Origin of the sequence: Actinomadura sp. WMMB 499 (assembly GCF_008824145.1) — a bacterium.
Taxonomy (GTDB): domain Bacteria; phylum Actinomycetota; class Actinomycetes; order Streptosporangiales; family Streptosporangiaceae; genus Spirillospora.
In genome coordinates, this window is the sequence record NZ_CP044407.1 from 7,332,861 (window position 1) to 7,345,665 (window position 12,805).

The following is a 12,805-nucleotide window of genomic DNA, read 5'->3' on the forward strand; positions in this document are numbered from 1 at the left end:
GCACGTCCGGTTCCGGGGGACATCCCCCGCGAATCCCCCGAGGATGGTGATGAAGGACCCGAACAACACGCGGAACACGGCGCCGCGCCGAGGTTCCCCGTTGTGGATCTACATCGTCGTCGTCATCGTGCTGGGCGCCGTGGCGGGCGGCTCCGCCTGCGCCGGGCTCACCCGCCCCGACCTGGACGCGCTGCTCGGCAACCCGGTCTTCTGGATCCTGGGCTGCTTCATCGTCTTCGGCGAGATGCGGCCGATCATCACCCCGGGATCCACCGAGAACAACGGCGCGACCACCTCCACCACGTTCGCGTTCGCCGCGCTGCTGTACGCGGGCCTCCCGGTCGCCGCCGCCCTGCAGGCCGTCGCCGTCGTCACCTGCGGCATCTTCCGCGGCCGCGCCCCGCACCGGATCGCGTTCAACGTCGCCCAGTACACCCTCAGCCTCGGCGCCGCCCAGCTCGCCCTCGCGCTGACCGGCGACCTCGCGACCCCCTCCGCCCTGTGGGTGCCGGACGGCTCCGACCTGCCCGCCATCGCCCTCGCCGGGACCGTCTACTTCATCTGCAACGACACCCTCGTCAGCGCCGCCGTCGCCCTGCACGAGCGCGTCTCCGTGCTCAAGGCCATGCGGTGGGACTTCGGCTACCAGGTCCTCGTCCACCTCGCACTGCTCGGCCTCGCCCCGCTGATGGTCGTCGCCATGGACCGATCCGCGGCGTTCGTCCCGCTGATCGTCCTGCCGTTCATCGCCGTGTACCTGAACGCGTCCGTGTCCGTCCGGCGCGAGCACCAGGCCCTGCACGACGCCCTCACCGGGCTCCCGAACCGCAAGCTGCTGATCGTCCGCACCGAGGAGGCGCTCGCCGAGGCCCGCGGCGTGGACGCCCACCGGCACCTGCGCGGGCGCCGCCGCAGGACCGCCGAACCGCCCCGCCGCGCCGGCCTGTTCCTGCTCGACCTCGACCGCTTCAAGGAGGTGAACGACACCCTCGGCCACCCCACCGGCGACCGCCTCCTGCAGCTCGTCGCGCACCGCCTCACCCACAGCGTCCGCCCCGGCGACCTGGTGGCCCGCCTCGGCGGCGACGAGTTCGCGGTGCTGCTGCCGACCGTCCGCGACGAGGCCGCCGCCCGCGAGGTCGCCGCCCGGCTGCGCGCCGCGCTCGCCGAGCCCGTCCGGCTGGACGGCCTGTCGTTCGACCTCGAGGCCAGCGTCGGCATCGCGCTGTTCCCCGACCACGCCCCCGACTTCGAGCTCCTGCTCCAGCGCGCCGACGTCGCCATGTACAACGCGAAGGAGGCTCGCACCGGCGTCGAGGTGTACTCCCCGCAGAAGGACCGCAACTCCCCGGCCCGCCTCACCATGCTCGGCGACCTGCGCCGCGCGGTCGACCGGTCCGAACTCGAGCTCTTCTACCAGCCCAAGGTCGCCCTGCGGGACGGCCAGCTCGTCGGCATGGAGGCCCTCCTGCGCTGGCGGCACCCCGAGCAGGGCCTCCTCGAACCCGAGGCGTTCCTGTCCGTCGCCGAGCAGACGTACCTGATGCGCTCGATCACCCACCACGTCGTGGAGAAGGCCCTCGCGCAGACCGCCTCCTGGTGGCGGGAGAACCTCGCCGTCCAGGTCGCGGTGAACGCCTCCGGCCGCGACCTCCTCGACACCGGCCTCACCGAGATCATCGAGGAGGGCCTGCTCGCCCGCGGCCTGCCCACCGCCGCGCTCCAGCTGGAGATCACCGAGCGGATCCTGATGAACGAGCCCGCCTACGCCTCCGACACCGTCGCGGCCCTCGCCGAACTCGGGATCCCGCTCAGCCTGGACGACTTCGGCACCGGCTACTCGTCCCTCGTGCGGCTCAAGCGGCTCCCCGTCGAGGAGATCAAGATCGACGCCTCGTTCGTCCGCCGGCTCACCGAGTCGTCCGACGACGCCGTGATCGTCCGCTCGATCGTCGACCTCGTCCGGACCCTCGGCCTGCGCTCGGTCGCCGAGGGCGTCGAGGACCCGCAGACCGCGGAAGTCCTCCGCGAGATGGGCTGCGACGCGGCCCAAGGCTGGCACTTCGGGCGCCCGATGGACGCCGAGACCGCCACCGAGTGGCTCCGCCGCCACATGGACCGCGCCCCCGAGCCCGCGGCTTGACCCAGGGGGGGCGACCCCCTGGAAGGTCGCGGTCGTCAGTACGGGCGGCGGGGGTCGTTGTCGTAGTACCGCTCCTCGCGCACCGGGGGCGGCGGCGGGGGACGGCGGCGCGCCGTCGCGATCCGCACGATGCCGATGATCAGCCCGATCGCGCCGCCGACCATCAGGATCACGCCGACCAGCCGGATGTCGACGCCGCTGAGGTCGAAGTCGACCGCGTAGGCCAGGATGGCACCGACGATGATCAGTGCGATGCTGCCGCCGATGGTCACGTCGGCTCCTCTCGTCGTCCTGGGGGACGACAGAAGCGTTCCCTCCAGGGGAATCTGAAACGGCGCGGCGGATCGCCGCCGGTAATCCGGTCTGCGAGGAGGGACCGGCCCAATAGGATGGCCGTGAACCCAATCGAATCCAGGAACGGTTTTCTCATGTCCGCCATCACCCGTGACGAGGTGGCGCACCTCGCTCGGCTCTCCCGGCTGGCGCTCGGCGACGATGAGCTCGATCATCTCGCGGGCCAGCTCGACCAGATCATCTCCGCGGTCTCGCGGGTGCAGGAGGTCGCGGCGGAGGACATCCCGCCCACCTCGCACGCGCTGCCGCTGACCAACGTGTACCGGGCCGACGAGGTCCGGCCCTCGCTCCCGCCGGAGCAGTCGCTCGCGGGCGCCCCGGCCGCCGAGCAGCAGCGCTTCCGGGTGCCGCGGATCCTGGGTGAGGAGGCCTGATGAGCGAACTGGTCAGGAAGGGCGCCGCCGAACTCGGCGAGCTGATGGCCGCGGGCGAGACGTCCGCCGTCGAGGTCGCGCGGGCGCACCTGGACCGCATCGCCGCCGTGGACGAGCGGGTGCACGCGTTCCTGCACGTCGACCGGGAGGCGACCCTCGCGCAGGCCCGCCGGGTGGACGAGCGCCGCGCGGCGGGGGAGGAGCTCGGCCCGCTGGCCGGCGTCCCGATCGCGCACAAGGACGTCTTCACCACCCGCGACATGCCGACCACCGCCGGGTCGAAGATCCTCGAGGGGTGGCGGCCGCCGTACGACGCGACCGTCACGGCCCGCCTGCGCGAGGCGGGGCTGGTCATCCTCGGCAAGACGAACATGGACGAGTTCGCCATGGGCTCGTCCACCGAGAACAGCGCCTACGGCGTCACCCGCAACCCGTGGGACCTCGACCGGATCCCGGGCGGTTCGTCCGGCGGTTCGTCCGCGGCCGTCGCCGCCTACGAGGCGCCGCTGTCCACCGGCACCGACACCGGCGGCTCCATCCGGCAGCCCGCCGCCGTCACCGGGATCGTCGGCGCGAAGCCGACGTACGGCGGCTCGTCCCGGTACGGGATCATCGCGTTCGCCTCGTCGCTCGACACGCCCGGCCCGTTCGCGCGGAACGTCCTGGACGCGGCGCTGCTGCACGAGGCGTTCAGCGGCCACGACCGGATGGACTCGACGTCGATCGACCGTCCCGTCCCGCCGGTCGTCGAGGCCGCCCGCCGCGCGGACGTCAACGGGCTGCGCGTCGGCGTCGTCAAGGAGTTCGCCGGGGACGGCTACCAGCCCGGCGTCACGGCCCGCTTCGACGAGACGGTCGAGCTGCTGGAGTCGCTCGGCGCGAAGGTCGTCGAGGTGTCGTGCCCGAACTTCTCCTACGCGCTGCCCGCCTACTACCTGATCGCCCCGTCGGAGTGCTCGTCCAACCTGGCCCGGTTCGACGCCATGCGCTACGGACTGCGCGTCGGCGACGACGGCACCCGCAGCGCCGAGGAGGTCATGGCGCTGACCCGCGCCGAGGGCTTCGGGCCCGAGGTGAAGCGGCGCATCATGCTCGGCACCTACGCGCTGTCGTCGGGCTACTACGACGCCTACTACGGCAAGGCGCAGCAGGTCCGGACGCTCATCAAGCGCGACTTCGAGTCCGCGTTCGAGCAGGTCGACGTGCTGATCTCGCCGACCACGCCGACGACGGCGTTCCCGATCGGCGAGCGCGCCGACGACCCGATGGCCATGTACCTGGCCGACCTGTGCACGATCCCGTCGAACCTCGCCGGCAACGCCGCCGTCTCGGTGCCGTGCGGGCTGGCGGACGGCCTGCCGGTCGGCGTCCAGATCATGGCCCCGACCCTCGGCGACGACCGCGTCTACCGCGTCGGCGCCGCCGTCGAGCGCGCCCTCGAGGACCGCTGGGGCGGCCCCCTCCTCGCGCAGGCCCCGGAACTGGTGGAGGCGAAGTGACCACTGCGACCGTCATGCCCTACGACGAGGCGCTCGCGAAGTACGAGCCCGTCCTCGGGATCGAGACCCACATCGAACTGGGCACCGCGTCGAAGATGTTCTGCGGCTGCCCGACGGCGTTCGGGGCGGAGCCGAACACGCAGGTGTGCCCGGTGTGCCTCGGCCTGCCCGGCGCCCTGCCGGTGACGAACCACGCCGCGATCGAGGGCATCATCAAGATCGGTCTCGCGCTGAACTGCGACATCGTCGAGTGGTGCCGGTTCGCCCGGAAGAACTACTTCTATCCGGACATGCCAAAGAACTTCCAGATCTCGCAGTACGACGAGCCGCTGTGCGTCGACGGCCACCTGGACGTCGAGGTCGAGGGCGAGACGTACCGCGTCGAGATCGAGCGCGTCCACATGGAGGAGGACACCGGCAAGTCGCTGCACGTCGGCGGCACCACCGGACGCATCCACGGCGCCGAGTTCTCCCTCGTCGACTACAACCGCGCCGGGATCCCGCTGGTCGAGATCGTCACCAAGCCGATCACCGCGACCGGCGAGCGCGCCCCCCTCGTGGCCCGCGCGTACGCGACCGAGCTGCGCGAGCTCGTCCGTTCCCTGGGCGTCTCGGACGTCCGCATGGAAGAGGGCTCGATGCGCTGCGACGTCAACGTGTCGCTGATGCCGCGCGGCGCCGCCGAGTGGGGCACCCGGACCGAGACGAAGAACGTCAACTCGCTGCGCTCGGTCGAGCGCGCCGTGCGCTCGGAGATCGAGCGGCAGGCCGGGGTGCTGTCCGAGGGCGGCCGCATCGTGCAGGAGACCCGCCACTTCCACGAGGACACCGGCCGCACCACCAGCGGGCGCAGCAAGGAGGAGGCGCAGGACTACCGGTACTTCCCCGAGCCCGACCTCGTGCCGATGGCGCCGTCCCGCGAGTGGGTCGAGGAGGTGCGGGCGTCCCTGCCGGAGCTGCCCGCCGCCCGCCGCGCCCGCATCCAGGGCGAGTGGGGCCTGTCCGACCTCGAACTGCGGGACGTCGTCAACGCCGGGGCCGTCGACCTGATCGAGTCGACGATCGCGGCGGGCAGCGACGCCGCGGCCGCCCGCAAGTGGTGGATGAACGAGCTGTCGCGCCGCGCCACCGAGCAGGGCGTCGAGCTGGCCGACCTGCCGATCACGCCCGAGCAGGTCGCGCGCGTCCAGTCGATGATCGCCGCCGGTGAGCTGAACGACAAGCTGGCCCGGCAGGTCTTCACCGGCGTCCTCGCGGGCGAGGGCACCCCGGACGAGGTCGTCGCCGCGAAGGGGCTCAAGATCGTCAGCGACGAGGGCGAGCTCAACTCGGTCATCGACCAGGTGATCGCGGACAACGCCGACGTCGCCGACAAGATCCGCGCGGGCAAGGTCGCCGCCGCCGGCGCCCTCGTCGGCGCCGTCATGAAGGCCACCCGCGGCCAGGCCGACGCCGGCCGCGCCCGCGAGCTGATCCTGGAGAAGCTCGCCGCCTCCTGACGCCCCTTCCGCCGCTCGTGGCCCTGACCACGGGCGGCGGAGTCCCCGGAAAGCCCGCCCGCGAGCGCGGTCACGGGCCGTAGCTGAGCGTGTCGGGCGTGGCGTGATCTCAAGGAGCGTACTGATGAGGGCGTTGCCGGAAGACCACTGGCTTCTGGGCGTGCGGCCTCAACCCGTTACGGCGGAGGAGTACGAGGCACTGCCGGAGGACATCTGCAGGATGATCGAGGTCGTCGGCGGTCAGGTCATCTTCAGCGAGGCACCGACACCTCGGCACCGGCGTGCGGGACGCCGGCTGGCACAGCTCATCGAGAAGCACGCCCGTAGGGCGATGGAGAGAGGGCACGGCTGCCTGGAGGTCGATACTGATATCGACCTGCGTCTTCAGGACGTGCCCCTGCTGAACCGTCGGCCCGACGTCGTCCTCTACCGCTGTATCGACCACGACAACAGAGAGCGGCTTCGTGCCGAGCACGTCGCGCTTGTGGTGGAGATCGTGTCGCCGGGCTCCGAAGTGGCGGACTCCATGGACAAACTGAGCGAGTACGGGAAGGCGAGCATTGCCCATTACTGGATCGTGCGGCTGGACGGCCAAGGCATCTCGATCATCGAGCGTTACCGGCTGGACACCGCGACCAGGTGCTACAAGCACACGGGCACGCTCATGAGAGATGAGGACGGTGGCCCTCCGGAAGTCGACTCGCCCATTCCGGTGACGATCGACTGGTCGGAACTCGAGTACTGAGCCCGGCGGCGGGTGTCGGTGGTCGGCGTTAGGTTGCCCGCATGCACGACGCCGAGTTTCCGCCGTTGCCGGACGGGTTGCCCGCCGGACGGCTGATCAGCCCCGATTTCGCCGCCGGCGACGACGCCGGACGGAAGGTTCTGTGGGTGTCGGACGAGCCGTCGTCCGACGCCGGGAACCTGTGGTGCCGGCTCTACGACGAGCGAGCGAGGACGGGGCTGTACCCGCTGCTCCTCGACACCCTCCGCGGCGACCCGGAGCGCCCGTGGCATGCCGGGGAACTCGGGTACACGCCGGTCGAGGCGATCGACCGGCTCGACGCCCTGCGGGTCCTGCAGTCCCTCGGGGACTACCCGGACGAGATGTTCGGCCCGGACGAACTCGCCGCACCCGGCCCGGCGGGGGAGGACCCGGACGAGAACGCCCGGATGGTGGCCGAGGCGTTCGGCTCCGAGAACGCGCGGCTGCTCGGGCTGGTGCCCGCGGTGCGGGGCGCCGACGCTCTGACGCTGGCCGGGTGGGAAGGGCCGTGCAACCACACGAACGAAACCGAGTGGATCTCGGCCGTCGTGCGGTCGTGGGAGGACCGGTTCGGCGCCCGGGTGGTGGGTGTGGGGTTCGCCGACCTGTGGCTCTCGGTGGCGGCGCCGCCGGTGACGATCGAGCACGCGCGGGCGGTCGCCGCCGAGCACATGGCGTTCTGTCCCGACAACGTGTGGCAGGGGCCGGGCGACTTCGACGTGTACGCCGAAGGGCTGGCCGGACGGCCGGCGTGGAGATTCTGGTGGGATTGACCGGCACCGCCTGGCTCTCCGGGTTTCGGGACGCGGATCCCCGCATGGCGGGCGCGTCCTTGCGAAGGGTCCAGTCGGAGACGGAAAACCCGTTGGTCCTCCTCCCCGCCGCCGGTTAGCGTCGCTCTGGTGATCCACGAGCACTCGCTTGCCTACCTTCTCGGCATCGAGGGCATCGCGCTGCTGCGCGCGTTCACCGGCGAGCACGACGGCGCGTTCGTCGAGGCGCGCCTCGCCGAAGTCCGTCGCCTGCTCGACGAACCGTCCCTCACGGGCGCCGCCGTGGACGTCGAGCGCGTCGACGTCGTCGACGGCTACCGGGCCTGGGCACCGACCTACGACGAAGGAGCCAACGCGGCCTTCGAGTTCGAGGCGCCCGTGCTCGAGGAGATCCTCGACACGATCCCGCCCGGTGCGGCCCTCGACGCCGCCTGCGGCACCGGCCGGCACACGGCCCTGCTCGCCCGGCTCGGCCACCGCCCCATCGGCGTGGACGCCTCGCCCGACATGCTCGTCCGGGCCCGTGCCCGCGTCCCGGAGGCCCGGTTCCTGCGGGGCGACCTGAATCGTCTCCCCGTGCGGGACGCTTCGGTGGACACGGTGGTCAGCGGGCTCGCGCTGACGCACGTCCCCGACCTCGTCCCGGTGCTGGCCGAGTTCGCGCGCGTCCTGCGTCCGGGCGGGCACCTGGTGATCTCGGACATCCATCCCGAGCACGTCGCCCGCGGCTCCGTCCCGCCCGTCCGCGACGCCGAGGGCCGGCCCGGACGCCTGGTGGCGCACCGGCACACGGTCGGCGACCATGTTCGTGCCGCCCTCCGCGCGGGACTGGAGGTGCGGCGCTGCGAGGAGCCCGACCTGCCCGAGCCGCCGCCGGACGGTCCGCCCCCGGCGGGGCCGGGCCCCTGGGACACGTGGCCGTGGTCGATGGCCCCGCTCATCCCGGAGGCGTCGGCCGCCGCGGCCACCGGGGTCCCGGCGATCCTCGTCCTGCACCACCGCCGCCCCGCCGGTGGATTTCGGGGGTGGATCCTGCATGGCGGGAACGTCCGTAAAGAAAGATGCGCGAATTATGGGACCGGGACGCCGATGATTCGGTCGTCCGAATCTGCGGGGTCGCCGCGGCCGTCGCGGTTGCTCGTCGTGACCCAGAGGGTGCCGTCGGGGGCCCGGACGACCGCGCGCAGCCGTCCGTACTCGCCCTGCAGGTGGGCCTTCGGGGCGCCGGCGTCGCCGTCGGTCAGCGGGACCTCCCAGAGGCGCTCGCCCTGCAGGGCGGCGGCCCACAGGGAGCCGTTCGCGTAGGCGAGGCCGGACGGGGACGACTCGTCGGTGGTCCAGGTCACGAGGGGGTCGACGTAGTCGTCGTCCGGGGAGCCCTCGCCCTCGACCTCGGGCCAGCCGTAGTTGCCGCCCTTCTCGATGAGGTTGATCTCGTCGAACTCGTTCTGGCCGAACTCGGTGGCGTAGAGGCGCTCCCGGTCGTCCCAGGCGATGCCCTGGACGTTGCGGTGGCCGTAGGACCAGACGCGGTTGCCGAAGGGGTTGCCGGAGGCCGGGGCGCCCTCGGGGGTCACGCGGAGGATCTTGCCGCCGAGGGAGTCGGTGTCCTGCGACAGGGACGGGTCGCCGATCTCGCCGGTCGTGATGTACAGCATGCCGTCGGGCCCGAACTTCAGGCGTCCGCCGTTGTGGTTCGAGCCCTTCGGGATCCCGGTGACGACCGGTTGCAGGGTGCCGAGGCGGCCGTCGTAGGGGGCCCGGACGACGCGGTTGTCGTCGGCCGCCGTGAAGTAGAGGTACACGAGACGGTCGTCGGCGAACGTGGGGGAGACGGCGACGCCCATGAGCCCGCCCTCGCCCAGCGGGTCGACGCCCGGGACGGTGGCGACGGTCGAGGTCTCGCCGGACGGGGTGACGCGGAGCAGCCGCGCGCTCTGCCGTTCGGTGACGAGGGCGTCGCCGCCGGGAAGGAACGCGACCGACCACGGGACCTCGAGGCCGGTGGCGACGGCCCCTGCCCCGGTCGCGGAACCGGACGGAGCGGGCGAACCGGGCGAGGCGGGTGGCGGGCTCGTCGATTCACCGGAGTCGGTGCCCGACGTGCAGGCCGCCAGTGCGAGCATGAGCCCCGCGAGTACGATCAGGTGCTTGCGCATGATGACCCCTCCCGCTCCCAGGATGGCACGGACGGGACGAGCGGGGCACGGAAACGGTCACTGTGCGTGATGCGGGCATCGGCGACGATCCCCTTTCGGACAGCATAAAGAGGTTTCCAACGTGTTGCTTCGTCTCCGGGAGGACGCAGTCCCTCAATCGCTCCGTGACCTACGGAACGTACATTGGGCGTCACGGTGATCCCGCATCGCAGCGACGGAGCTGATCTCCGGCCGGCGCAGCCGACGTGCTCGCCACCGGCCCCGCGCCGACCCTGCGCGGGGGCACGATCCATGACCCTCCAGGCGTTATCGGGCCGGTGAGGGTGCGGACCCCTGTTTCCCCGGCGCCCTGCTCGCGCGCCCGGGGACCGAGCGGAAGGGACACGGCGCGATGAGCGGCGAGAACGCCACGCGGATGCCGCCGCGTGCCCTGCCGGTCGTCATCGTCGGGATCGTCGGCGTGTTGTACGCCGCCGGGTCGCTGGCGGGCTGGGGCGGCACGGCGTTCATCACGTGGGCCGAGGCCGGTGCCGCTGGCGCCGCGGCGATCTCCCTGCTGATGTCGGCGGGACGGCCGCGCGGCGGCGACGGCGACGGCGCGAGCGGCCTGCGGCGGCTGTCGGCGGGCGGCATCTGGCGGGCGTCGCTGCGCTGGTACGGCATCGCCGCGTCGTGCTGGTTTCTCGGGGCGCTGGGCAGCGCTCTCGCCGACTACGCGAGCCGCAGCGCGCTGTCGCTGTCGGTGCCCGACCTGTTCTACCTGATCGCGGTGGTCGCGCTGGTCATCGGTCTCGTGGTGCCGGTCCGGCCGCCGCGCGACGTGGGGACGTGGCTGCGGTACGCGGCCGACACGTACGTGTGCGTCTGCGGGCTGTTCGTCCTCGGGTGGGTGGCGGTCTTCGGCACCCTGTACCACCGGTCGGGGGAGTCGCCGACCGAGTTCATGCTGGAACTGCTGTACCCGCTGATCGACATCGCGCTCGTGTGCGGGGCGCTGCCGTTCGTGCTGGGGGCGGCGCGGGGGCACCGGCGCCCCGCCTGGATGGGGTACGGGGCGCTGGCGGCCTTCGCGATCGCCGACATCGTGACGACGTTCGTCCGGCTGCACGGCGGCGCCCCCGCCGAGGACCCCGCCGACATCCTGCGGCTCGCCGGGCTGCTGCTGCTCCTGCTCGTCCCGTGGACGGAGCCGGCGCCGGAGCCGACGGACGACCTTCCGCCGGGCGTCACGGGGGTGGTGCGGGCGGACGGCGCGGAGGAGCGGCGGGGCCGGATGATCGGCCCCGGGATCGCCCCGGCGGCGGTCGCCGCGGCCGCCGCGCTGTTCATCGCCGGGCACACGCTGACCGGGCGGAACGGGATGGAACCGGTCGTCCCGCTCGTCGCGGGCTCGGCGACGCTGGTGCTGCTGGCGCGGCTCGCGTCGCTGCTGCGGGAGAACGACCGGCTGCGCCGGGAGGTCGAGGCGGGCGAGCAGCACTTCCGCGCCCTGTCGGAGAGCGTCGAGGACGCGGTCCTGATCTGCGACATGGACGCCACCGTGCAGTACGCGAGCGCAGGTGCCCTGCGGACCTACCACTACACGGCGGACGAGCTGGTCGGCCGGCCGCTGCAGGAGCTGATCCACCCGGAGGACCTGCCGCGCCTGGAGGAGGTCTTCACCGAGTTCCTGGAGGCCGAGGACGGTCCGCTCGGCGAGGACGTGCTGCGCATCTCCTGCCGGGTCCGCGCCGCGGACGGGACCTGGCTGCCGACCGAGTCGACGGTGTCGCGCTACAGCGGCGGCGAGTGCGGGCGGCTGCTGGTGACCACCCGCGACCTGAGCGCGCAGGCGGCGCTGCAGCGGCAGGTCGCCCATCTGACGTTCCACGACGGCCTCACCGGGCTGCCGAACCGGTCGTACCTCGAGGAGCGGACCCGGGAGCTGCTGTCCCGGCAGGGGTCCGGCGACAAGATCGCGGTGGTGTTCGTCGACCTGGACGGCTTCACCGACGTGAACGACTCGGCGGGGCACGCGGCGGGCGACCAGGTGCTGGCGCAGGCCGCGCGGCGGCTGCGCGGGAACGTGCTGGCCGACGACACGGTGGCCCGCTGGGGCGGGGACGAGTTCGCGGTGCTGGTGCAGCTGCCGTCGGACGAGCGGGAGACGCAGGCGACCGTCGAGCTGGCGGGCCGGCTGCTGCGGGTGCTGTCGGCGGACCCGTACCAGGTCGGCGGCAAGCAGATCGTGCTGACCGCGAGCGTCGGCATCGCGTTCGCGGGCGACGACGAGCGGCCCGTCCGCGGCTCCGACAGCGGGCGGCGGATCCGGCGCAGCGCCGCCGACCTGCTGCGCAACGGCGACCTCGCGATGGCGCGGGCCAAGGAGATGGGCGGCGGCCGGGTCGAGGTGTACGCGCCGCACATGCACGCCGACGTCGTCCGGCGGCTGGAGCTGGGCAGCGACCTGCAGCGGGCGCTGGCCGAGGAGCAGTTCGCGGTCGAGTTCCAGCCGGTGGTGGACCTCGCGACGTCCCGGGTGACCGGAGTGGAGGCGCTGCTGCGCTGGTGGCGGGGCGGCGAGCAGGTGCCGCCGGAGGAGTTCATCGGCCCGGCCGAGGAGGCGGGGCTGATGCCGCCGCTCGGCGACTGGGTGCTGCGGGAGGCGTGCCGGGAGGTGGCCCGCTGGCGGCGCGACTCCTGGGAGGTCGGCCTGTCGGTGAACTTCACCGCCCGGCAGATCGGCGCGCCCCGGTTCGTGGAGACGGTCGCGGCGGTGCTGGAGGAGACGGGCCTGCCGCCGCACGCGCTCACCCTGGAGGTGCGCGAGGAGGTCCTGGTCGACGACGGGACGAAGGTGGAGCGGCTGGAGGCGCTGCGCGACCTCGGCGTCCGGCTCGCGATCGACGACTTCGGCACCGGGTACGCGTCGCTGGCCTACCTCGGGCGGCTCCCGGTGGACGTCATCAAGATCGACCCGTCGTTCGTGGCGGGCCTCGGCGCGGACGAGACCAGCACGCTGCTCACCCGGACGATCGTCCGGCTGGGCAGCGACCTCGGGCTGACGGTCGTGGCGGAGGGCATCGAGCGGCCCGAGCAGCTGGAGCTGCTGCGCGAGATGGGCTGCCCGCGCGGGCAGGGGTTCCTGGTGGCGCGGCCGATGGCGGCCGGGCGGGTCGAGTCGCTGGTCCGGACGAACCTGGCCGGTGGCGGCGACGACGTGTCCGGCGAGCTGCCGCTGCCCCTGCCGGGGTGAGCC

9 protein-coding genes and 1 pseudogene are annotated in these 12,805 nt (G+C 72.7%); 8 read left to right on the forward strand and 2 right to left on the reverse strand.

Features of this window, described 5'->3' with window-relative positions:
* Positions 1-49 precede the first annotated feature (49 nt).
* A complete protein-coding gene (locus F7P10_RS33105; protein ID WP_151015517.1) occupies positions 50-2,143 on the forward strand; it encodes a bifunctional diguanylate cyclase/phosphodiesterase in 2,094 nt (697 codons plus the stop codon).
* Between the two features lie 35 nt (positions 2,144-2,178).
* On the opposite strand, the gene F7P10_RS33110 is transcribed toward F7P10_RS33105, so the two are convergent.
* The gene (locus F7P10_RS33110; RefSeq protein ID WP_151015519.1) at positions 2,179-2,415 is read right to left on the reverse strand and encodes a DUF6458 family protein; all 237 of its coding nucleotides are present in this window, start codon (positions 2,413-2,415) and stop codon (positions 2,179-2,181) included.
* Positions 2,416-2,571: 156 nt separating this feature from the next.
* On the opposite strand from F7P10_RS33110, the gene gatC reads away from it, so the two are divergent.
* The 6 genes and pseudogenes from gatC to F7P10_RS44850 form a co-directional block, all read left to right on the forward strand.
* On the forward strand, positions 2,572-2,871 hold the full coding sequence (gene gatC, locus F7P10_RS33115) for an Asp-tRNA(Asn)/Glu-tRNA(Gln) amidotransferase subunit GatC (protein WP_151015521.1): 300 nt from the start codon (positions 2,572-2,574) through the stop codon (positions 2,869-2,871).
* Positions 2,871-4,370, forward strand: a complete 1,500-nt coding sequence (gene gatA, locus F7P10_RS33120; protein WP_151015523.1) for an Asp-tRNA(Asn)/Glu-tRNA(Gln) amidotransferase subunit GatA — start codon at positions 2,871-2,873, stop codon at positions 4,368-4,370. The genes gatC and gatA overlap by 1 nt, the downstream gene beginning before the upstream one ends.
* Positions 4,371-4,384: 14 nt before the next feature.
* Positions 4,385-5,869, forward strand: coding sequence for an Asp-tRNA(Asn)/Glu-tRNA(Gln) amidotransferase subunit GatB (gatB, locus tag F7P10_RS33125; protein WP_151018443.1), 1,485 nt, complete (start codon positions 4,385-4,387; stop codon positions 5,867-5,869).
* A gap of 124 nt (positions 5,870-5,993) precedes the next feature.
* Positions 5,994-6,614 carry a Uma2 family endonuclease gene (locus F7P10_RS33130; RefSeq protein ID WP_218040219.1) on the forward strand — a complete coding sequence of 207 codons (621 nt, stop codon included), beginning with the start codon at positions 5,994-5,996 and terminating at the stop codon, positions 6,612-6,614.
* A 41-nt stretch (positions 6,615-6,655) separates the two neighbouring features.
* A complete protein-coding gene (locus F7P10_RS33135) occupies positions 6,656-7,408 on the forward strand; it encodes a DUF4253 domain-containing protein (protein ID WP_151015525.1) in 753 nt (250 codons plus the stop codon).
* Positions 7,409-7,786: 378 nt separating this feature from the next.
* A pseudogene (locus F7P10_RS44850) lies at positions 7,787-8,068 on the forward strand (class I SAM-dependent methyltransferase); the annotation flags it as partial.
* 410 nt (positions 8,069-8,478) lie between these two features.
* On the opposite strand, the gene F7P10_RS33145 reads toward F7P10_RS44850, so the two are convergent.
* Positions 8,479-9,567, reverse strand: a complete 1,089-nt coding sequence (locus F7P10_RS33145; protein WP_151015527.1) for a sorbosone dehydrogenase family protein — start codon at positions 9,565-9,567, stop codon at positions 8,479-8,481.
* 391 nt (positions 9,568-9,958) lie between these two features.
* Here F7P10_RS33145 and F7P10_RS33150 point away from each other — a divergent pair, with 391 nt between their 5' ends.
* Entirely contained in the window at positions 9,959-12,802 is a 2,844-nt protein-coding gene (locus tag F7P10_RS33150) for a bifunctional diguanylate cyclase/phosphodiesterase (protein WP_151015529.1), read from the forward strand.
* Positions 12,803-12,805 lie beyond the last annotated feature (3 nt).